We start from the raw sequence: 21,497 nt of genomic DNA, 5'->3' as shown, positions 1-21,497 counted from the left end.
CTATGCCGAAGCGAAAGCCGAGTTAGGAACCTTGACACAGGAGGATCTCAAAATCTCCATCAAGAAAATCCGCGACCGCGTGGGCATGCCCAACATCGATATGGACGCTGCCAACGCAAATCCCGACCCCTATTTGTGCGCTTTGGAAAGTGGATATCAAAACGTCACAGGCCCGAACAAAGGCGTGATCCTCGAAATACGTCGCGAACGCACCATCGAACTACTTCTCGAAGGATTCCGTTACTACGACATTATCCGATGGAAAGAAGGAAAAGTATTCGAACAACCGTACAAAGGAATGTATTTCCCCGGTTTGACGCAAGGATCGGGCGACAACCGCTACGATGTGTTCGACATGAACGATGGAACCGTCGGTGACAAAGAAAAAGTGGACATCTGCATCTACACTGGCAAAAAGCCCTCGGTGAAGAACATTCGCAAATTCTACAAACTGGGAGACGAGTTCGTCTTGACCGATGGAGACAAAGGCAACATCATCTGCCACGACATCGAAAAAGAACCTCGCCAGTGGAGAGAGGATAGGGACTATCTATATCCTATCCCCACCCAAGAACGACTACTCAGCAACGGAACACTCTCTCAAAATCCAAACTGGGACGATGGACTTGATTTCTAACAAACCGGCAATGACATTTCCGACCCTTAGTAGGAAAAAAGACCAATGACAGGCAATAACGATAGTTGGACAACATTTATGTTACATTTCCATAAATACGTCCAATTATCGTTATCTAGATTCTTAAATCCCACAAGTAAATAACATCTTTATATAATTACTTTTTATTTATAAATTATGAAAATTACAAAGAAAAGCATCACATTATTATTAGCCGGATTACTTTGTGCGTCAAACTCTTTCTCTCAAACCTATCCCAAGCAAGACGGAGTAATCCGATTACTCACCTACAACACCCACTACTGCAAAGGCGGCACAGATCCGGGAAGCCTCAATGATTTGAATACCAAACGGTTCGCAAACATACTTAAAGCGCTCGATGCCGATGTCGTCGCCCTGCAAGAATTGGACAGCGCAGCCAACGGTCGTTGGAAAAGGGTGCTCTTAGACGACATCGCCAAATGGAGCGAGCTCGACTATGTACAAGTATACGGCATAGCTGCCGATTACGATGGAGGCAGTGTAGGCAACGGAACACTGGTGAAACGCTGGTTGCCTATCAAAAAAATAAAAAAGATGAAATTGAGTAGCGATGTAGGACGTATATTGATAAGAACCGACTTCGAGGATTTCTCGTTCATGAGCACCCATTTGGACTTAGACGACAAACATCGCATGAACGAAGCAGCAGCCATCTGCACCGAATTGGACTACATACGCAAACCGGTATTCTTGGCCGGAGACATGAACGATTCCCACAGATGGAAAAACCTAGCATTCAGCGTTTTCTTGGAAGACTTCCAGATTTTCAGCGACACCGAAGGCAACACGATACCGGGACGGGAAGAAAATACAGCTTGCATAGATTACATTCTTTTCCACGATTACAAAAATTCGGGCATTCAAAATATAGAATCACACATTGTCAGAACAATCACCATCGATGGGCAAACAGTAGACCTTAAAGATATCTCGGACCACTACCCCGTATATGTCGACATCAAAATTCCCGGCATGAGTGCGATACAGCAAACAACAAAAAATAACTTGGAAATAAGACTCCAACTCAGCAGCTGCGAACTATCTGTATTCTCAGCCGAACCTATCAACGAAATAGAAATCTTCTCGTCCAATGGTTGCCTCATTCAAAGAAATCAAGGCGAGAACCTACAAACGACAAACGTACCGCAATTACCCGCCGGTATCTACTTGGTAAAAGTAAAATCAGAAGAAGGATACACGGTCACCAAAAAGATACTGAAACGATAATACGCTCACAATAAGCTCATAATGTCACACTCAATAAAAAAAACGATAGTCAACTATCGTTTTTTTTATTGCCATAACCCAATGTGTAATCATTTTGGAGATTGCAAGTAGTTCTTGTGAAACTTTCATATCCAGCTTCTTTGTGAGATAATGTCTATAATCATTATCTGATGAAACTGGCACATTTCCCGATTACACTATCGTCCTCACAAAAAGATTAAAAATTACCCTCTTTTATCAAGTAGAAAACAAAGATAGGACAAAGTCTTCCACAATGACAGAGCCTTTAAACGATACAATAATACACCGGCTTTTCAAACCGATCACAAACTCGATACATTTAGATTCTATTTTTATTACTTCGGCATACTCACCTTCAATCGACAACAAGAAGAAAACGCACCGCACAAAGTCAAGATTCCGGCCAACAACATGGCATCATGAGGAGCGGAATCACCATACAAATGAAATAGCAACGCAACCAAAGCTGCTCCTACGGTTTGACCTATCAACCGAGCTGTCGCCAACATTCCGCTAGCACTACCTGTACGTTGAGGTGGAGCAGAACTAAGCAACATATGATTGTTCGGAGACTGGAACAATCCGAAACCCATTCCGCACAACATCAACCGCCACACAAGCCCGAAGTGCCCTGTTTCGGTAGGAATAAATGAAAGACAAAAACAACCGACACTCATAATAGTTAACCCAACCCCACCCAAAATACCGGGGTGAACCTTCCCGATCATCAACCCCGCAAGCGGTGCGACAAACACAATTACCAACGGCCACGAGGTCATTAACAACCCCGTGCCAACAGCATCATAATGGAAAGTGGTTGCCAATAAAAAAGGCATGGCTACCAGACTCAACATTTGAGCCGTAAATGAAAGAATACTCGTCACAACCGACATCGAAAAAATAGGGATTTTAAGCAAATCGAACGGTAACATTGGATACCTCTCCCTAAGTTGCATACGCACATAAAATGTACCTATAATGACAAACGAAACAATACCTCCCAAAACCCAAGTAACAGGAACATCATGGGAATAGGCCTCTACACACCCGATGAACAACCCGAACGTCGCAGCATTCAACAAAGCCTCTTTCCAATTAAACCGATGCCCCAAAACTCGAACTGCATTATCGGGCAAATATCTACGCCCCATAAAAAAGGTAACTACACCAACAGGGACATTGATGGCGAACAACCAGGGCCAAGAAGCGACAGACAATATACCGGCGGCCAAAGTAGGTCCCGCTACCGATGCTATGGCCACTACGGTCGCATTGAGCCCAACCCCTTCACCCAACCTCCGCTTGGGATAGATCAGCTTAATTAATGAAGTGTTCACACTCATAATCATAGCCGCTCCAAAACCTTGAAATACACGAGAAATCACGAGCAATGACAAATTATGAGATAGTGCACAAAACAACGAACCGATTGTAAACACGATAACACCCCTCAGATAAACTTGCTTATACCCCCAGCGCTCACCCATCGACGCAAAAGGGAGGATAGTCATCATAATAACCAACTGGAACGCATTGACTATCCAAATAGAATCCGACGATGAAACACCAAGCTCCCGAGCAATACTGGGTAACGCCACATTACATATCGAACCGTCGAGTACCGAAAGAAACAATCCACAAAAAGTAGTGGCTACGGCATAATAAATACGAGGACGATGCAACCCGTCCCAGTCCAAATCTCCAACAATCTTTTCTTCCACCTCATTCCCTTCCATACTCAATTATCTAAAACACACAAAAGACTTCCACCCGTTATAACTTTATACAGCCATGAGCAAGAGATAAAACAGACATACCCGCCGTTCAATCAAACACATCTTTTTCACTTTTATGCAAATATAACAAAAGCGAATATAAAATATATCATGTATATTTGTAGGTATCTAAACATGTAAACATGAAACACATATATTTTATTGTCTGTATCTCATTACTTTTTCTAGTATCTTGCAACTCTCAAAAATGGGAAGAAAAGAAACAGCTATCGACGATTCCCGTATCGAACAATATAAATAAGGAAAAACTATGAAAAAATATTTCCTGCTAATATGTATTGCATTCATACCCGTTTCTATTCAAGCCCAATGGAGTTTGGGTGGAAAAGCCGGAATCAACTGGTCGACAATCAATTATCCATGGAGTAAATTGGGAGACCACGCAGACTATTTATCCGGTTTTCAAGGTGGAATTATCGCAACTTACCAATTCAACAACTACTTCGATATGCAAGCCGAACTATTCTACTCTGCCAGAGGATATACGGACGATGAATTTTACCTTACCGATGAAAGCGGAGCTGTCATCAGCAATACTTACACATGTAGAACCCACTATCTAGATATTCCCGTATTGGTAAAGTTCTTTCCCTGTAACAGACTAAACGTGCAATTCGGCCCTCAATTAGGTATAGGACTTTCCCTCTCGGACAAATGGAAAGGAATAAATAACGACTACTCCATATACCGGGATTCGGCTGTCGATTTCAGCCTTGCTTTCGGATTAGGTTACGAATTTAACTTCGGAGTATTCGTAGACGCCCGTTATACATTGGGTCTTACCAAAACCATCAGAGAAGTCGTTAAAGGTTTTCAAGGGCGTAATATAAGCCTCGCTGTCGGTTATCGCGTCTACCTTTAAGTAGAAAAAAAGGTGTCCACCACACACAGGACAAACACCTTTATCATCGATCGAATAATTTCCGAAACCTCACTTGGAAGGAGTACAGCACTCTTCCGTTTCCTCTGGGCAAGTAGTCTTTTCTGGACAAGTACTTTTTTCGCCCTCTTTTTTCTCGGTCACAGGGACTGCCGAATACTTGATTTTGGCAAACCCTTTAATAAGAGCTTCGACAGTCGTCTTATCGGCATCGTATTTCACGGCAACCGTTTTATCGCCGAGGTCGGTCACAATTTCCTTCACCCCTTTCTCAAAGCGGAGATTGTTCTTGATCTTTGTCTCGCAATTATTGCAATGCATTTCGGGAGTTGTCTTGAAAACTACTGTTTTAATATCTTTCCCGAAAGCCGTCGTCGCACAAAACAATGCGGCTACTAACCATAAAATTTTTACCTGTTTCATTTCTCACATACATTTTTATAATTCATATACTTAAATCTATAATCTCTCCCAGTTAAACCGAACCCCTACATAATAAACAGCCCCATGCATAGGTCCCCAAGTAAGGGTGGAATCAAAATTACTTCCCCACGGATTAGAAGCATCTATAATCGGATTTTTTTGTTTGAACCCGGTAAGATTTTCACCGCCGACATATATCGACCAATGCCTGAAATAACGAGTCACTTGAACATTCAACTGTTCATACGCCTTATACCGGTTATTCCACGCAGGAATCCCCTGTTCCAGCATGTAGGATTGCGGTAGTCTACCTCCCCCGTTCAACTGCAAAGTTACATCGAATTGCCAAATGCCCAAAGGAGTTTGATACGAGGCAGTCAGCAATCCTTTATATCGACCGACGAACGGACGTTCCCTCAACACACCTCCATAAGTAGTCTTGACATCGGTCAAACGATAAGCAGCTGTCAAAGTAAAACCTTTGAAAAACGGATAACTCGCCTCCGCCTGAAACGTATGTGAATAAGACGTCCCCTTTAATTGGCTAAAATGTACCTCATGAGGGTCACTATCCATATCCACGACCATTTGACGAAGGAAATCGGTATAATAATACTCCAAATTCAGGTTTAGAGTCTTATGGAACAGCGGAATATAAAGAGCCGCACTGACACCATAATTCCAAGCCTCTTCCATATCCAAATCGGGATCTATCACGACTCGTCTGCTACTGGCCAGCAAATAATTATTCTCGGCTAAGGCATGAGTGGCCCGGTATCCTTTCCCGGCAGAAGCCCTAAGATTGAAAATCTCGTTAGGAGCCCATTTGACATGGGCACGTGGCGTTACGAAAGTCCCGTATACACTGCTGTAATCTGCACGTAATCCGGCCATAATCATGAGTTTGTCATTCCAGTTATAAGTATATTGCACATACGCCCCCGGCACGACCTCTTTATCCCTTGCACCCAAAGTATCACCCGTATGTGACAATTTATAACTCTGGTCATAATCGTCATAATTAAGACTTAAACCGGTTGAAAGACTATTCCGTTTATCGAACTCTGTTTCGAACATCAGCGACGCATACCCGTTCCATTGGTCCACATCATATAATTTATACCCGTAACCGGCATCTTGACGATGTAAAGAACCCGATAAAATCAAAGCGACATTGGTATTTTTCTCCTTATCGAAAATATAGGCATTTTTGGTAAAAGCCTCATATCGTTCCGTTCGAATATCTATATCGTACCGAGGCATTCCGTCCGTCGCTCGATAAGAACGCATTTGTCCTCCCGTACGATCTTCCATGAGAGCCTTTATCCCGGCTTGAAACACATAACGGTCTCCCATATAAGCCCATCTGTTTTGAAAATTATATTGTTCTACCCGGGGAAAATCCATAAAACCGTCGTCGTTGGAATCGTGCGCCATGAGATTGTTTTCATAATGAGCCAATAACGCCGTGCTCACCCTCTGATTCAAATGAATATTGCCATCGAAATTAGCCTCTATCTTAGCTAACGAATTGGCAAACAAATTGGCCGAAACCGACTCGGTTGTCTGTGGCTTTTTAAATTCCACATTGATTTGTCCGGTAATCGATTCATAGCCGTTTTTAACCGACGAAGCACCCTTCGAGACTTGAATACTCTGCATCCACGGACCGGGAATGTAGCCCAATGCATAAGGAGAAGCAACACCCCTATAATTAGGAATATTCTCTGCAAGCATTTGTACATAAGTCCCCGAAAGCCCCAACAACTTAATCTGCTTAGCACCGGTCGCCGCATCAGAATAACTGACATCGACCGAAGGATTCGTTGTAAAACTCTCTCCCAGATTACAACAAGCGGCCCGAGAAAGCTCGGCCGTGGAAATCATGTCCTGATTCAATATCCCAGCTCGTATCTTCATAGTGCCCATACGTCGAGCCGAAACTTGAACCTCGTCCATCACCGCACCGTCCTGTAAAACAATCTCCCAAACGGTATCGACCCTGTCGATATGTATCGTATCACTGCGATATCCTACAAAACGGACAACCAGCTTATCGCTCGTCCCCGTTTCAGGTAAGCTGAATTTACCCGACTCCCCTGTCGTAGTTCCTGTCGTAGTTCCCAACCAGAAGACATTCGCCCCGATAATCGGTTCTCCGGCTATATCTTTTACAATCCCTCGTACTTGGGAAAAAGCCGAAGACAAACTACCTAATAAAAAAAGTGGAAATATTAAATATCTTATCATCTTTTTAATCCGATTATATAATAAAACAGTCCTATATCACATAAGACAAAAATTTCACGAAAGGGCACATTCCCTTCCCTCCAATTACATATATCGGATTTTAAATCAAAAGTATAGCGATTTGTTTTAGATAATCCCGCGGTGGCGGCATATAGGAAGTAGTTATATACTTTACAACAGAAGTGACAGGAGCGAATATGACCGACCCAAACGAATAGGTCAAATCGATTGTCCCCTGTATCCCCCAATCTGTCCCGGTAGGAATGTCTACGATCGGTAAATTCAGTTTTTCTACTTTCACATGTTTACAAAAAGGAGAATGTCCTTTCGTAGCGTGCTTGTCTGCTATACCGCCGGTTTTACAACAATCATTACGACTCTCCGAAGAATAACGATCGGAAAGGAGATCTACTTCTTGCGTACCGGAATTTTGCAAACAAAAACAATGTGTCTGGCAACAGCGGACAATAGAAATTCCTCCACTGGTGAGGAGAACCACCACTGCAAGAAATATCGATACTATTGCATAACCGAAACTTTTCATACCTTTTTCAACAAGCAAAAATAAGCACAAAAAATCAAGAGAAGAAAAAAATAACTCTTTTTATCAATCGAGCATCAAACTCATATATGGACGTACCGAAGGAAAATCCAACAATGACGATAGTTTCGAACCGCCGAATACAATTTCTGCCAACTCCATTATATCGATATCAAAATCACACGGATTTGTCACGCCCTCGTAACACTCACCTTCCTCCACAAGAAAAACACCGTTATTAACCGGCAATAAAGGATCATGCACTCTAAATACTCGTCTCAACGAACGATTATTTTTTGCGACCGCTTCGAGTACCCTCCGAACGTCCACAATGCGAATCATTCCCATAAGAACCGCCGCCCCATTCTCCGACATCGGCTCCGTAAAGACTCGAAGAGAATATCCGGGAAACGCCGACTGAACCTCATGCAGCATAGCCTCTTTTGCCTCGGTATTTATCGCCAACAACTCCTTCACAAAAACCGCATCATCTCCGGGAACGACAAATGCCAATGCCGAAAGCCGATTCTGCGAATCGGCTAATGCGACCACATCTCCGCCGTCCAAATAAATATCGTCGCAAATCACATTGAAATCCTCCCGTCCATGTTGTATGCAACACGAACGTCGCCTCATTTGCTCATCGAAAAACCGATAAAGCTCGTCCATCGACATAGCTACCCGATGATATCCGTCTCCATAAAATCGATGCGCCGATGAAAAATTGAGTTCCTGACGGAAAAATACAGAAGCATAACCCTTCGAAGCATAATAATCATAAAGCCACGATTCAGCCGGAATCAATGCCGAAAGCGGAATATTACGAGACCTCATAATCTCGAACGACTCTTTCAATAAACGTCCCATCAATCCCCTATTGCGATACTCCGGTCTCGTGGCAGCTCCTGAAATATAACTTACATCGAGTGAAGTCTCGCCGAAACTCATGCGATAAGGTAACATCTGCAACGCAGTAGTCACCTCTCCCCCCTTTTCAAAACAGACGGTATTCTCGTCCCGGTATAAATTGTCGAACAGGAGATTCACAAATCGTTCGTCATCATGGAAACAAAGTTGCCACAACTCTTTTACTTTCATTTTTTTCTCCAAAGTGTCCATTCCAATCTATCTTAATAATAGGAAACAATCAAATATGACATACAGTTCCCGAATTGCAAGGAGCAAACAACGTATTTACTATTTCAGATTATCATTGTCACTATAACAGAAGAAGTCAAAATGTTTCCATCTTTATAGATAAATTTGAATATTATTTTCTGCTATATCCCTCGTAATAATAAGACTGTTCAATTCCTTTGAAGATAACGGTTCGATCATTTACCTTATCAGTCAAAGCAGGTTGTAACAATACTCGTAATTCTAAATCGTTAATAGGGCTGCGTTCCATAGCTTGGAGATAAAGGTCTTTATCTATCGTTTGCCAATCAACGACTTTACCAAGATTCTTTTTTAGAATCAAATCCAGCCAGATGCGAGTAGCACGCCCGTTACCTTCCATGAACGGATGGGCAATATTCATTTCTACATATTTAGCTATAATTTCCTCAAAAGTACTTTCCGGCATCTTTTCTATTACAGGAAGAATAACTTCTAAGTACAGACTATTCGCAAAACGAAACCCACCTTTTGCAATATTCAAATTCCGTATCTTACCAGCAAAATCGTACAATCCTTCAAAAAGAGACCTATGGATTTGACACAGACCTTTTATTGTTCCCACCTCTATTTTGTCAATATCTCCGGATTCAAACAGAAATTGCGCTTTTTGCAAACTCTGTTCATCTATACTTTGAGCCTTACTACATTCCATAAATATGAATTTAGAAGTTAGTTATTCAATATTTCGACAAAAAAATCAAATACGGCAAAAGAACCTCACTCGTTCTAATAATAGTCAAAACTTATAATTAACCCCTTACAACTATTGTTCCACACCACCCGATTGTTTCCCGGACGACTTGGAACGACCATGATGCCTTTCAGGTTTTCTTGAAATTTCGGTACTCTGTGAACCTCTATTGTTCTTTTTAGGTTTCCTCTTACCTCCCTTTCCGTAATTTTTAGCACCGGTTCCGCCTCTCTTACCGCCTCGATTTCGTTGACCTCCCCGACCTTGTTTGGGAGAATAAACCGGAGCATCGCCCAACCCTTCGGGCAATTCCCGTTTAGGAATATCATACCCCAAAAACAATTCGATTCGATGGAATTTGCCTTGTTCTTTTTCCGACACGAACGTAATGGCTGTACCGTCGGCATTGGCTCGGGCCGTGCGACCGATGCGATGAATGTAATCCTCCGGATCATGCGGTACGTCATAATTAATGACCAATCCTATTTGATCGATATCGATACCTCTGGAAATAACATCGGTTGCCACCAAAATATCGATTTTATTATTTTTAAAATCAAGCATGACCGACTCGCGCTCCGATTGCTCCAAGTCTGAGTGCATCGCCTCTACCTTATATTTTTTTCGTTTCAAGGAAAATGCCAACTCTTTTACTTTCTGTTTCGAAGAAGAGAAAACGATCGTTTTCGTTCCGGCCGGTTCCTTGAAAAGCCAATCGACGATTCCCATCTTCTGACTCTCATAACAGACATAAGCCGACTGGTCTATGGCCTCGTTCGGTTTCGAGATAGCCACATTGACCTCTACCGGTTCGTTCATGATATTCTTGGCCAACTGCCGAATCTTGGGAGGCATAGTCGCCGAAAACATGACCGTTTGACGATTCTCGGGCAATTTTTTACCTATTTTCATAATATCGTCATAAAAACCCATGTCGAGCATCCGGTCGGCCTCATCGAGAATAAAACACTCCACTCCCGAAAAATCAATATTCGAGATATTCAAATGAGAGATAAGCCGTCCCGGTGTGGCGATAATAATGTCCGCACCCATCGTTAACCCCCGCTTTTGCTGGTCCCATGAAGCGCCGTCTCCCCCACCCGAAACCACAACAGTAGAAATAGGAAGAAAATAGGAAAATCCCTCGAACTGCATGTCGATCTGTTGCGCCAACTCCCTCGTAGGAGCGACAATCACAGCACGCACTCTATCTCCGTCGCCCTGCTTTTCTGTAAGCAGATTCAGTAATGGCAGTATATAGGCGGCCGTCTTTCCCGTACCGGTTTGAGCACAAGCTATTAAATCTCTTTTTTGCAATATCACAGGAATGGTTTGTTCCTGAACAGGAGTCGCCTCCTTAAAATTCATGGCATCCAGCCCTCGCATAACATCTTCGGACAATCCGAACTCTTCAAACGTCATATTTTCTATTCTTATTTTTCTTTTTTACTTAACGAATAGCCGAAGAATAAAAATTGGTTAGATTTCATGCCCCCACTATTCTCATCAATCATATGCAATGGTAATACAAGCCAGAGGTATAAACAAAATTCTATTGGGTCCATACCACGGCGATGCTTATCCTCGCAAGTGCAAAATTACAAAAAAAGGCGATATACCACTGCATATCGCCCTCTATTCCATGCCGATTCCCTCACTTTACTGATGCTGCGGACGGAGTAAATCGTTAACTGTCTTGACAGGATTGAACGTCTCTGCGGGAACCTCCACAAAAACAGTACTCCAATCGCTCATGGCCCCGTTCCAAAGTCCCGGCAATTCAAGAGCTTTCAGCTCTCTGCCATTCTTCGATTTAAGCGAAATAAAACCGGTATTTTTATCTACGTATTTCGGCAAATCATATTTCTCTCCCTTATTATCCCTCACGGCACAAACCAAATCTACCGGATTAAAATGAGTACCCGACTCGAACTGTTCCTTAGCATCTGGATTCGACATATCTATTTGGGAACTCTCCAAAATCTGCAAAGATGTGGTTCCGTCCTGATTATAAGCAATAAAGGGCCCCCCGCCGGGTTCTCCGGAATTGCGAACCATTCCGCATACACGAATCGGGCGATTCAACTTCCGCAACAAATACAAAGCCAGCTCCGCATCCTCCAAATGTTTGGTTTCCTCATTTCTGACGAAAAGCTTTTTATGCAAAAACTGTATCATTTCCCGTAAATCGTCGATCGTGTATTTCCCGCTTTTCAACATGGTAATATAACGGTTTATCTCCGTTTGTAACGATACCAGCACCCCTCCGATGATTTTCTTAAACCGCACGGTCGGCTCTTTCAGTCTGTCGGGCACTACATTATCTATATTTTTTACGAATATGATTTCGGCATCTATGTCGTTCAGATTCTCGATTAAAGCCCCATGTCCCCCCGGACGGAACAACGGCCTACCATTCTCTCGGAACGGCTCGTTATTCGCATCGACCGCAATAGTATCGGTAGAAGGCTTTTGCTCGGAAAAACTAATATGATAACGTACGCCATAACGTCGCTCATAATCCGCTTTCTTCTTGGCTACTAATGCTTTAAAATCGGCAAGGTGCTCATGAGATACCGTAAAATGAATATTGACCTCCCCGTCGGAACTGGCGGCATAAAGAGCTCCCTCCGTCAAATGTTCCTCCATAGCCGTACGGTTATTCGTCGCATAACGATGAAATTTCAATAACCCTTTCGGCAAAGAACCATAATTCAAGCCCTTCGCTTCGAGCAGATTGGACACCACCGCTTTGTAATTGCCCGATTCTATCAAATCGGTTATGCTCTTTCCTTCATTCTTCAAACAGGCTTCGTCAAGATCGGAGTAAAAAGCAAAATGTTCGATCGAATTGAAAAATTTCTTTTCGAAATCAGTTTGTGGTTCACTGTAATCGGCAGAAAGGAATGCGAACAAATCTTTGAACATACGACTCGCAGCTCCCGATGCCGGAACAAACTTTACGACCTTATGATTATCTTTCAAGTAACCTTCCCACAAATCGAGATAATATTGCGTCTGCTGTTCGTCAAGCGATAAGATACCGTTCCCGACAGAAGCAGAAGATAATATCCTTAAAAAAGGAAATCCGCTTTTAAACGAGGCCAACTGCTCCTCAACCGTATGTACGTCAATACCTTTTTCGGCAAACAAATCTAAATCTTCCGGTGTAAACATAGCTTGTAATGAATAATGAATTTTAATTCCGTTCCCAAAACTACAAAAAGCTCTAAAAAAAAGCGCATTTTTACCCACAAAAATATATATTTGAGACAGAATTTTTGAAAACAGTCGCACCTTATGCCCGAAAAAAGCTATTTTACACTCGACGAAAAAGAAAATGTCCTATCGGTCTATCGGCAACTGTTACGCAATAGTCGCCCAGTTTTAAGAGTCGAAGACTTCAACCGCATGCGTCGCCTCATTTCCGAAGCCGTCGAAACAGGGCACTATCAGCGAAACAAACAAGGAATAAATCCGGTTGTCCGTAATCTGAATACTGCGCTCATCTTATGCGACAGGGTGGGATTAGAACGCAGTATGCTTATTTCGGTTCTACTTTTCAACTTGGTCGTCAGCGAATTCCTCACTATCGAAACCGTAAAAAAAGAATTCGGAGACGACATAGCCCAGCTCATTCGGGGTCTCATTAAATCGAACAGCTTGTATGCCAAACAGGCTGCCGTCGAAAGCGAGAATTTCCGCAAACTGTTACTATCGTTCGCCGAAGATATACGAGTTATCATCATCATGATCGCCGACCGGCTTTGCGTCATGAAAATGATAAACCACCACCCCAACGAAAAATACCGTTATGACATCGCCTGCGAGGCCTCCTATCTTTATGCTCCGCTGGCGCACCGATTGGGACTATACTCCATAAAATCGGAACTGGAAGACCTCTCCCTGAAATACACCAATCGGGAAATCTACGACCAGATAGCCCACAAGCTCAATGAAACCAAGAGGAACAGGGATAAATACATCATGGAATTTATCCAACCGGTAAAACAAAAACTCGAAGCCGAAGGTCTACATTTCGAAATCAAGGGCCGCACGAAATCCATCTTTTCCATCTGGAATAAGATGAAGAAACAAAAAGCCGATTTGGAAGACATTTACGACCTGTTTGCCATTCGTGTCATACTGGAAACTCCCCTCGAACAGGAAAAGGCAGACTGTTGGAAGGTATATTCGATCGTCACCGATATGTACCAGCCCAACCCCAAGCGAATGAAAGACTGGCTGTCCATTCCCAAATCGAACGGATACGAATCGTTACACATCACTGTGCTGGGACCGAAACAACGCTGGGTAGAGGTACAAATACGTACCCGGCGAATGGACGAAATAGCCGAACGAGGACTTGCCGCCCACTGGAAATACAAAGGAATTAAAAGCGAGAACGGGCTGGACGATTGGATGAACAATGTGCGCGAAGTACTCGAAGCGGCCGGAAACGGTGGAGCTTTGGAACTCATGCGCGATTTCAAAATGGATCTCTACGACAAAGAGGTATTCGTATTCACTCCGAAAGGAGACCTATACAAATTGCCTTTGGGAGCCACGTTACTGGACTTCGCATTCCTCATTCACACCGGGTTAGGCTGCAAATGTGTCGGCGGCAAGGTAAACGGAAAGATCGAAACCATAAAATACAAACTGAAAAGCGGCGATACGATCGAAGTACTTACCTCTCCCAATCAGACACCGAAGCAAGACTGGCTCAACATAGCCGCGACATCGAAAGGGCGGGTAAAGATAAAGCAAGCCCTGAACGAACAGCAGAATAAAGCGGCGGAATATGGGAAAGAGCTTTTGCAAAGACGATTCAAAAACCGCAAAATAGAGATGGAAGACGGTGTAATGATGCGCCTTATAAAAAAAATGGGCTATAAAACCGTCACCGATTTTTACAACGAATTGGCCGATGAACATATCGACGTCAATCGCGTAATCGACCTTTATCTCGAAATCGATAAAAAAGAAAACGAAGAGCAATACGAAACTCGTACGGCAGAAGAATTTACTTTACAAAAAGAACCCGACGAATCGAAAGAAGACGAGCTCGTCATAGGCGGCGATGTCAAAGGTATCGACTATAAATTGGCCAAATGCTGCAACCCCATTTACGGCGACGAAATCTTTGGATTTGTCTCCACAGAAGGAACTATCAAGATACACCGTAAAGATTGTCCGAACGCGCGACACATATACAGTCGTTACCGTTACAGAGTAGTCAATGCCCGCTGGTCGGGAAAAATGGGTTCTAAATACGTCACCGTCCTGCGAGTTATCGGAAACGACGATATCGGTATCGTAACGAACATTACATCGATTATTTCAAAAGAAAAAAACATATATATGAGAGGCATCTCGATCGACTCGAACGACGGCCTTTTTCAAGGACATATCACCGTCACGGTCGATGACATCTCCTCCCTCAACAGTCTGATGAAAAAGCTCAAAACCGTTAAGGGGGTCAAAGATGTACAGAGAGGGTCTATTAGATAGAATTAACATCAAATACAATACACCGATCAATTATGGCTAAATATCTTTACTTTTGGATATGCTCTTGTGCGATAGTATTATTCTCCTGCGGAGATAATAGTAATGAAGCTAACGCTCAATATGAAAAAGCTCGGAAGTTATTCGAAAACGGTCAATACGCCAATGCTAAAAACGCTATCGACAGTATCGAATTATTATACCCCAAAGCCTTCAAACAGATAAAAGCGGGTATGTTGCTCATGTGCCGCGTAAAACAAAAAGAAAGCGAGCAAAATCTGCTTTATATAGACAGTGTACTCAAAGTGAGACAAACCGAACTCGAAGCGGTCAAGAAAAACTTCCGGTTCGAAAAAGATGCCAAATACCAAACGGAAGGGAATTATATATATAAGAAACTTCCCAAACAAGCCGCGATAAATCGTAGCCAATTGAAAGTTTTGGTCACAGAAAACGGACAAATGCAGTTGGCAAGCGTATATTACGGAAGCACACCGATAAAACACAGTTCCATACGGGCGACGCTCCCGGACAAAAGTAAAGCCGAAACTCTCGTTATCGGGTACGACGGAGCCAATAATTACCGGTTCACCAACGACGGCAAATATACCGAAATCGTGACATACAAAGACGGTCAATGTTCTGCCGTCGCAGCACTCATAGCGAATAATACGAGTAAAAAAATAACCCTCACTTACTTGGGGGGAAACCGATACACTCTATCGCTCGACCCCGTCACACGCGAAGCCGTTAAAGCGACCCGTGAGCTCGCCAACCTCATGAAAAATGTCGATGACCTCAAACGAGAATATCAACTGAACGTACGCACGCTCGAACTCGCAGACAAACAAGTCTTACAGTTGGAAAAACAGCAATCCGAACAGAATGCCGAATAACAACGTCTTTAACCGGTGACCTGTGAAATGAGAACGATATTAGAAACCCAGAGATTAATTCTTAGAGAGTTATGCCCGAACGACTTTCATGAAGTTTGTAAACTCTTACAAGACAACGAGGTGATGTACGCCTACGAAGGCGCATTCAACGGCACAGAAGTCCGGGAATGGTTAGACCGACAAATAAAGAGATATGCCGAAGACAAAGTCGGTTTATGGGGAGCCGTTCTTAAAGAAAACGGAGAGCTCATCGGACAATGTGGCATCACTATGCAACCATACAGAGAGCAAACCGTTCCCGAAATAGGCTATCTCATTCGCAAAAATTTCTGGCACAAAGGGTATGCTACCGAAGCCGCACGATCATGTGCCGACTATGCCTCCCACATTTTGGGTATAAAACGCATTTACTCCATTATCCGCGACAATAACCTTCCTTCGCAAGGAGTCGCAAAACGAATCGGTATGACGCCCGGCGATACCATCGTAAAACACTACCGAGGCATCGATATGCCCCACATCGTGTTTTCGATGACTCTCGGAGAATAAACGAACTTTGGGGTATCATTCGTTCAATCCATTGCTCCGAAGCCAACGAAACATCTCGGAATAAGCAGCTTGACGAGCCGAAGGTTTCGAAAGTACGAGATCGTGCATTCCTTCCTGAACCTCAAACTCTGTGACTTTTGGTCCCAGCATGCGACCATAGCGGGCAATATCCTTTACATCGAGTACGGCATCTCCCGATTGATGTTGAGGCGTCCATTTATTCCCGTCTACCGATTGACTCGAATACATCAACAAAACGGGACAGGGAATATGCAACCCTTTATGAATTTGATTGTGTCCGCGATGTATCGCCCGTATCCATGCCGAAGAAACAGGCGGAGATACCTTAAATTTCAAGTCGGTATCATAATTCCATTCCCCATGATGATCTTTTAGCAAACTCTCGGCATAAGCGGTAGAATTTCCCTGACTTATCTTCGTTCCTTTAAACCAACGCCCCCAAGCCGACACGATAGGAACCAGAATCTTCTCATAGAACCAATTCATATTCATGTCGAGAAACGGACTGTTCAAAATGAGTCCCTGTACCGGCAAGTCGTTACGATAAGCCTCACAGTAAAGCGATGTTATCAATCCTCCCGTCGAATGAGCCATCAACACGATATCGGTATTTCCCTCCTCCCGAATAAGAGTCAGAGCCGTATCTATATCGGCAAAATATTCTTGCAAATCTCGAACCTCGAACGGCGTTTGTTCCGGCAATAACGAGCGTCCGTATTTTCTCAAATCCACGGCATAGAAATTAAAGCAGGAATCGTTAAACGTCCGAGCCAGCGTTTCCTGAAAGAAATAATCGTTATATCCGTGCACGTAAAGCACCGCTTTATGCGTGTCGCACGACGATAAACTCCGAACAAGAGTCGTCACTACCCTTCCGCTGTAATCGTCCGGCATGGCGATAGTTTTTGCTTCAAAACCCTCTCCCAAACGATCGGGCTTGTATTGCGCGAAAGAACAAATCGTCCCTGCCGCAAGCCATACAACTATAAAAATGAATATATGCCTCATATATTTAATCATGACAGATTTTCTTAATCCTCCAACGAATTTTTCAAATTACCGAAAACTTTGGTCAACATTCTCCCGGCCATCTCGACTTCTCTATCCGAAAAGCCGTCCAACGCCGTTCTCATAATAGCCGTCACCAAAGGCTTCGTAGCCACCTCCAACTCCCGACCTTTATCGGTAAGATGAATCAAATTGATACGCCGATCTTTCACGCCCGGAGAACGAACGACAAGCTGTTGCTTTTCCAAATTATCTATTAGCCGGGTCATACTCGGTTTGTCTTTAAATGTAACATTACACAATTCCTGCTGAGTCACTCCGTCCCGCGACCATAAATAATACAATACAGTCCATTGTTCGGGTGTTATATCGATAGACAATTTTCGAAAACTACGATATAATTTCCGATTAATCGCAGCAGACAATTTACCGCTCATCAAAGCGAACACCATTTCTATATTCAATTCGGAAAAGTTCATATATTAATCATTGCTTAAACAACTACAAATATAAAGTAACTTCACCATAAAAACAAATTCACCTCCCTTTTTGCTCACTCTCCGAGAAAAGGGAATGTATTTAACCTCCTGGCATACTTATCTATTAATCCTTCCGTCACTTGGTGTGTGTGTAACCCTTTCACCCCTTTGTTGTAGAGCAATATAGTGGTAAAACCAAAGAAACATTTCTTTAACCCCTCCTGCCTGCGGCCACCTCCCCTATATTTTACGTTGCAAAACACAGGGGAGGAGTGTAAAAATTTTCCAGCAACATCGCCCTACTGTTATTTTAGCCCTTCTGTCTCTTAGTGTACCTTACCCCTTCTCTCTTGTGCTGCATAGCAATATAGTAGTTAACCGAAGAAATGGTAATTTTTAAGGAGAGGGGTTGGAGATGTGAAAGGGCAATCCCTACTGATTTCCTACTGAGCCAAAAACAGCTAAGTGGGAGACAAGAACATAGGCACAAGCAGGCGACCGGGAATCGACTGATCGAGGCTTGTCCCGATCGAAATTTCCAGAGTGATTTACAAATCTGTTTTTTACATCTGTTCGTAATCTTTGGCAAGGCCACCCTCCCCGGTCTCCTTGTACAAGGACGGCAAATCGTGCCCTGTCTGTTTCATTACAGCCACCACCTTGTCGAACGATACACGATGACTTCCATCGGTAAAAGCCGAATAGATATTAGCATCCAAAGCCCTCGCCGCAGCATAGGCATTCCGTTCGATACAAGGTATCTGTACCAATCCGCACACCGGATCGCAAGTCATACCCAAATGATGTTCCAGCCCCATTTCGGCGGCATACTCGATTTGCGCAGGACTACCACCGAACAACTGGCTGGCTGCTGCCGAAGCCATAGCACATGCCACTCCCACTTCGCCTTGACACCCCACTTCGGCTCCCGATATAGAAGCATTTTGCTTCACGATATTCCCCACCAAACCGGCGGTCGCCAACGCTCTTAAAATGCGGGTATCGCTGAATTCCCTACTCTTTTGCAAATGGTACAATACCGCCGGCACGACTCCACAGGATCCGCAAGTGGGTGCGGTTACAATACGCCCGCCCGATGCATTCTCTTCACTCACGGCCAACGCATAGGCAAATACCAATCCCCGACTTTTCAAACTGTCTTTATAACCCTTCGCCTTTATATAATAAGAAGAGGCTTTCCGCCGTAAATTCAACGGACCGGGCAATACACCCTCCTGATCGAGCCCTCGTTCGATAGCCTCGCGCATAGTCGACCACACCTCGGCCAAATAGTCCCAAATATCGTGGTCTTCGCATTCCTGCACATATTCCCAATAACTGCGCCCCGTCCGTTCACACCAAGAGAGAATCTGAGTCATACTATTCATTTCGTACAATTCCGGTGTCTTGTCGAAAGGCTTCCCTTCTTCGGCCAAAGCCCCTCCTCCCACGCTGAACACGGTCCATTCGTCGGTCACTTCACCCGAACTATTTTTCGAGCGAAAAGTCATGCCGTTCGGGTGAAACGACAGAAATACCGACGGTTTCCACACAATCTCGACCGGGGCATGAGGTTGAAGGGTATCGAGAATCGCTACATCGGTCAAGTGCCCTTTTCCCGTAGCGGCAAGACTACCGTACAGAATGACCTCGAACGCCACAGCCTCAGGGTGGCGGTTCAAAAATATTTCGGAAGCCTTTCTCGGCCCCATTGTATGACTACTCGAAGGGCCATACCCTATGCGATATATCTCTCGTATCGTTTTCATCGTTCCGTAAAATTGTAGAGTCCATGCAAGCAAAGGGAGCAGAACCGAATTCCATTTGTTACGCCGAGCCCGGCCTGCCTTCACAATATACGCAAAGATAGTGCAAATGAGGGCAAAAGCAAGCTCGCTTGACTTTGCCGAATGCAGCCTATTTTCGCATCCTGCGCAAAGATAGCTCAAACAATTTTCAAAACAACCTTACCGAATAGAAATTTGCGCCTTTTCATCTGCAATCTATTTTCGATGCGATTTTCCACGAGTCGTAACCGATTCTATCTTCAATCCGTTAGGGAGATTTCGCACTGCCACCGACCGGGAAGGTACAGCCGTCATATTCTCTACCCCCGAACGAGCAGAAACACAAGGCATAGTTTTCCCCGACAGTACATCGATACTCTCCGACTCTCCCTCTTTGTTCCGGAAAACTTCTCCCGATCCCCCGTTTTCTACGGGAGCAGACTCTATGGCCGATTCTTTCGGTTCATATTTACGGGCATAGCGTTCGAGCGTGTTGATACTGCTCATGAGAGCTTTCACTTCTTGGGTTTGCTCCATGATATCGAGTTCGAGCAATTGGGCGTAATAACGCAGCAACACTCGATTTCTCAATAATTCTATTTGCATACGGCTCTCCGCCAGTTCCCGGACAAATTGTTGTTCTTGTATTTCCATACTCTTCTCTTTTTTTGAGCAAAAGTATAATCACGCCATAACCGATTTATGGCATAATCGAAAAAACTATGACTTACTTATCGATTCCCTGCGTCTTCCCCTGCCCGAAAAAAGTGACAATAATTACTCTATGGAATAATTTTGTCCACTTTGGATAACTATTGTCATACATACCCGAACAATAAACCTCGAAAAATATATTGGCACGTCGTTTGCAAATATCCGAATGACGTCGGTTATCGAAAAGAGCCGAAGTCAAAGAAAAGATTAAACAACTTAAAAATAGGAGATTAAAACTATGTTACCCACAAGAAAAAATCAAGGTTGGTTACCGAGTATCTTCAATGATTTCTTCGATAACGATTGGATGGAAAAAGCTAATGCAACGGCTCCGGCAATCAATGTGGTAGAGCATGAAAACGACTACTGCATTGAAGTGGCGGCTCCGGGTATGACAAAAGACGATTTTCAAATCCACATCGATGACAATGACAATCTCGTTATCACGATGGAAAAGAAAAGCGAAAATAAGGAAGAAAGAAAAAAAGAGCACTATCTGCGTCGTGAATTTTCTTATTCCAAATTCCAACAGACAATGATATTGCCCGATAACGTAGACAAAAATAAGATAGCGGCTCACGTCGAACACGGTGTTCTGTCTGTCGAACTTCCTAAATTACCCGTTCAAAGTAATGACGGAGTCGTAAAAACAATCGAGGTCAAATAATGTAAATCTGGCTCATTGAAACTGCAAATCCTTGTTGAAGAAGGATTTGCAGTTTTTTTTTGCAATATCTTCATTTCAATAAGAAGCTGTTTTAAATTTATTCCGAGACAGATTGAGACCTATGTTGAAGCAGATTGGAGTCCGAGATATGCAGTCAATAGCGGGCTATTGACAAAAA

At 43.5% G+C, this 21,497-nt stretch carries 19 protein-coding genes; 7 read left to right on the top strand and 12 right to left on the bottom strand.

Going from position 1 to position 21,497, the window contains the following annotated elements:
• Positions 1 to 637 (top strand): RagB/SusD family nutrient uptake outer membrane protein (locus QVD32_RS10440; protein ID WP_287710211.1); only part of this gene is annotated, 637 nt, incomplete at its 5' end.
• 177 nt (positions 638 to 814) lie between these two features.
• Positions 815 to 1,906, top strand: coding sequence for an endonuclease/exonuclease/phosphatase family protein (locus QVD32_RS10435; protein WP_021892418.1), 1,092 nt, complete (start codon positions 815 to 817; stop codon positions 1,904 to 1,906).
• 356 nt (positions 1,907 to 2,262) lie between these two features.
• Here QVD32_RS10435 and QVD32_RS10430 read toward each other — a convergent pair whose 3' ends face one another.
• On the bottom strand, positions 2,263 to 3,663 hold the full coding sequence (locus QVD32_RS10430; RefSeq protein ID WP_008861866.1) for an MFS transporter: 1,401 nt from the start codon (positions 3,661 to 3,663) through the stop codon (positions 2,263 to 2,265).
• A gap of 310 nt (positions 3,664 to 3,973) precedes the next feature.
• Between QVD32_RS10430 and QVD32_RS10425 the strand changes: the two genes are divergently transcribed.
• The gene (locus QVD32_RS10425) at positions 3,974 to 4,585 is read left to right on the top strand and encodes a porin family protein (RefSeq protein ID WP_021892419.1); all 612 of its coding nucleotides are present in this window, start codon (positions 3,974 to 3,976) and stop codon (positions 4,583 to 4,585) included.
• Positions 4,586 to 4,654: 69 nt separating this feature from the next.
• On the opposite strand, the gene QVD32_RS10420 is transcribed toward QVD32_RS10425, so the two are convergent.
• From QVD32_RS10420 to QVD32_RS10390, 7 genes are all read right to left on the bottom strand, one after another.
• Complete coding sequence (locus tag QVD32_RS10420) at positions 4,655 to 5,026, bottom strand: heavy-metal-associated domain-containing protein (RefSeq protein ID WP_021892420.1); 372 nt, start codon at positions 5,024 to 5,026, stop codon at positions 4,655 to 4,657.
• 36 nt (positions 5,027 to 5,062) lie between these two features.
• Positions 5,063 to 7,273, bottom strand: coding sequence for a TonB-dependent receptor plug domain-containing protein (locus tag QVD32_RS10415; protein WP_118687339.1), 2,211 nt, complete (start codon positions 7,271 to 7,273; stop codon positions 5,063 to 5,065).
• A 103-nt stretch (positions 7,274 to 7,376) separates the two neighbouring features.
• The gene (locus QVD32_RS10410) at positions 7,377 to 7,820 is read right to left on the bottom strand and encodes a hypothetical protein (RefSeq protein ID WP_021892422.1); all 444 of its coding nucleotides are present in this window, start codon (positions 7,818 to 7,820) and stop codon (positions 7,377 to 7,379) included.
• 63 nt (positions 7,821 to 7,883) lie between these two features.
• Entirely contained in the window at positions 7,884 to 8,936 is a 1,053-nt protein-coding gene (locus tag QVD32_RS10405; protein WP_021892423.1) for a GNAT family N-acetyltransferase, read from the bottom strand.
• A gap of 151 nt (positions 8,937 to 9,087) precedes the next feature.
• Positions 9,088 to 9,648 (bottom strand): protein adenylyltransferase Fic, encoded by a 561-nt coding sequence (gene fic, locus QVD32_RS10400; protein ID WP_021892424.1) that lies wholly within the window; start codon positions 9,646 to 9,648, stop codon positions 9,088 to 9,090.
• Between the two features lie 111 nt (positions 9,649 to 9,759).
• The gene (locus QVD32_RS10395) at positions 9,760 to 11,109 is read right to left on the bottom strand and encodes a DEAD/DEAH box helicase (RefSeq protein WP_021892425.1); all 1,350 of its coding nucleotides are present in this window, start codon (positions 11,107 to 11,109) and stop codon (positions 9,760 to 9,762) included.
• Between the two features lie 237 nt (positions 11,110 to 11,346).
• Positions 11,347 to 12,864 (bottom strand): DUF4301 family protein, encoded by a 1,518-nt coding sequence (locus tag QVD32_RS10390; RefSeq protein ID WP_021892426.1) that lies wholly within the window; start codon positions 12,862 to 12,864, stop codon positions 11,347 to 11,349.
• 123 nt (positions 12,865 to 12,987) lie between these two features.
• Here QVD32_RS10390 and QVD32_RS10385 point away from each other — a divergent pair, with 123 nt between their 5' ends.
• The 3 genes from QVD32_RS10385 to QVD32_RS10375 are packed head-to-tail and all read left to right on the top strand — an operon-like array spanning position 12,988 to position 16,643.
• A complete protein-coding gene (locus QVD32_RS10385; RefSeq protein ID WP_008861857.1) occupies positions 12,988 to 15,201 on the top strand; it encodes a RelA/SpoT family protein in 2,214 nt (737 codons plus the stop codon).
• A 32-nt stretch (positions 15,202 to 15,233) separates the two neighbouring features.
• Complete coding sequence (locus QVD32_RS10380; protein WP_021892427.1) at positions 15,234 to 16,094, top strand: hypothetical protein; 861 nt, start codon at positions 15,234 to 15,236, stop codon at positions 16,092 to 16,094.
• A 27-nt stretch (positions 16,095 to 16,121) separates the two neighbouring features.
• Positions 16,122 to 16,643 (top strand): GNAT family N-acetyltransferase, encoded by a 522-nt coding sequence (locus tag QVD32_RS10375; protein ID WP_021892428.1) that lies wholly within the window; start codon positions 16,122 to 16,124, stop codon positions 16,641 to 16,643.
• 15 nt (positions 16,644 to 16,658) lie between these two features.
• On the opposite strand, the gene QVD32_RS10370 is transcribed toward QVD32_RS10375, so the two are convergent.
• The 4 genes from QVD32_RS10370 to QVD32_RS10355 form a co-directional block, all read right to left on the bottom strand.
• A complete protein-coding gene (locus QVD32_RS10370) occupies positions 16,659 to 17,684 on the bottom strand; it encodes an alpha/beta hydrolase (RefSeq protein WP_021892429.1) in 1,026 nt (341 codons plus the stop codon).
• Between the two features lie 11 nt (positions 17,685 to 17,695).
• The gene (locus QVD32_RS10365; RefSeq protein WP_008861853.1) at positions 17,696 to 18,151 is read right to left on the bottom strand and encodes a MarR family winged helix-turn-helix transcriptional regulator; all 456 of its coding nucleotides are present in this window, start codon (positions 18,149 to 18,151) and stop codon (positions 17,696 to 17,698) included.
• A gap of 563 nt (positions 18,152 to 18,714) precedes the next feature.
• Positions 18,715 to 19,920: an L-serine ammonia-lyase gene (locus tag QVD32_RS10360; protein ID WP_118687340.1), complete on the bottom strand. Its 1,206-nt coding sequence runs from the start codon at positions 19,918 to 19,920 to the stop codon at positions 18,715 to 18,717.
• A 234-nt stretch (positions 19,921 to 20,154) separates the two neighbouring features.
• Positions 20,155 to 20,592 (bottom strand): hypothetical protein, encoded by a 438-nt coding sequence (locus QVD32_RS10355; RefSeq protein WP_021892432.1) that lies wholly within the window; start codon positions 20,590 to 20,592, stop codon positions 20,155 to 20,157.
• A gap of 298 nt (positions 20,593 to 20,890) precedes the next feature.
• Here QVD32_RS10355 and QVD32_RS10350 point away from each other — a divergent pair, with 298 nt between their 5' ends.
• Positions 20,891 to 21,319, top strand: coding sequence for an Hsp20/alpha crystallin family protein (locus QVD32_RS10350; protein WP_008861850.1), 429 nt, complete (start codon positions 20,891 to 20,893; stop codon positions 21,317 to 21,319).
• The last annotated feature ends 178 nt before the right edge of the window (positions 21,320 to 21,497 follow it).

This window comes from Barnesiella sp. (assembly GCF_022723415.1).
GTDB lineage: Bacteria > Bacteroidota > Bacteroidia > Bacteroidales > Barnesiellaceae > Barnesiella > Barnesiella intestinihominis.
This window is presented reverse-complemented; position numbering and strand designations above follow the sequence as displayed.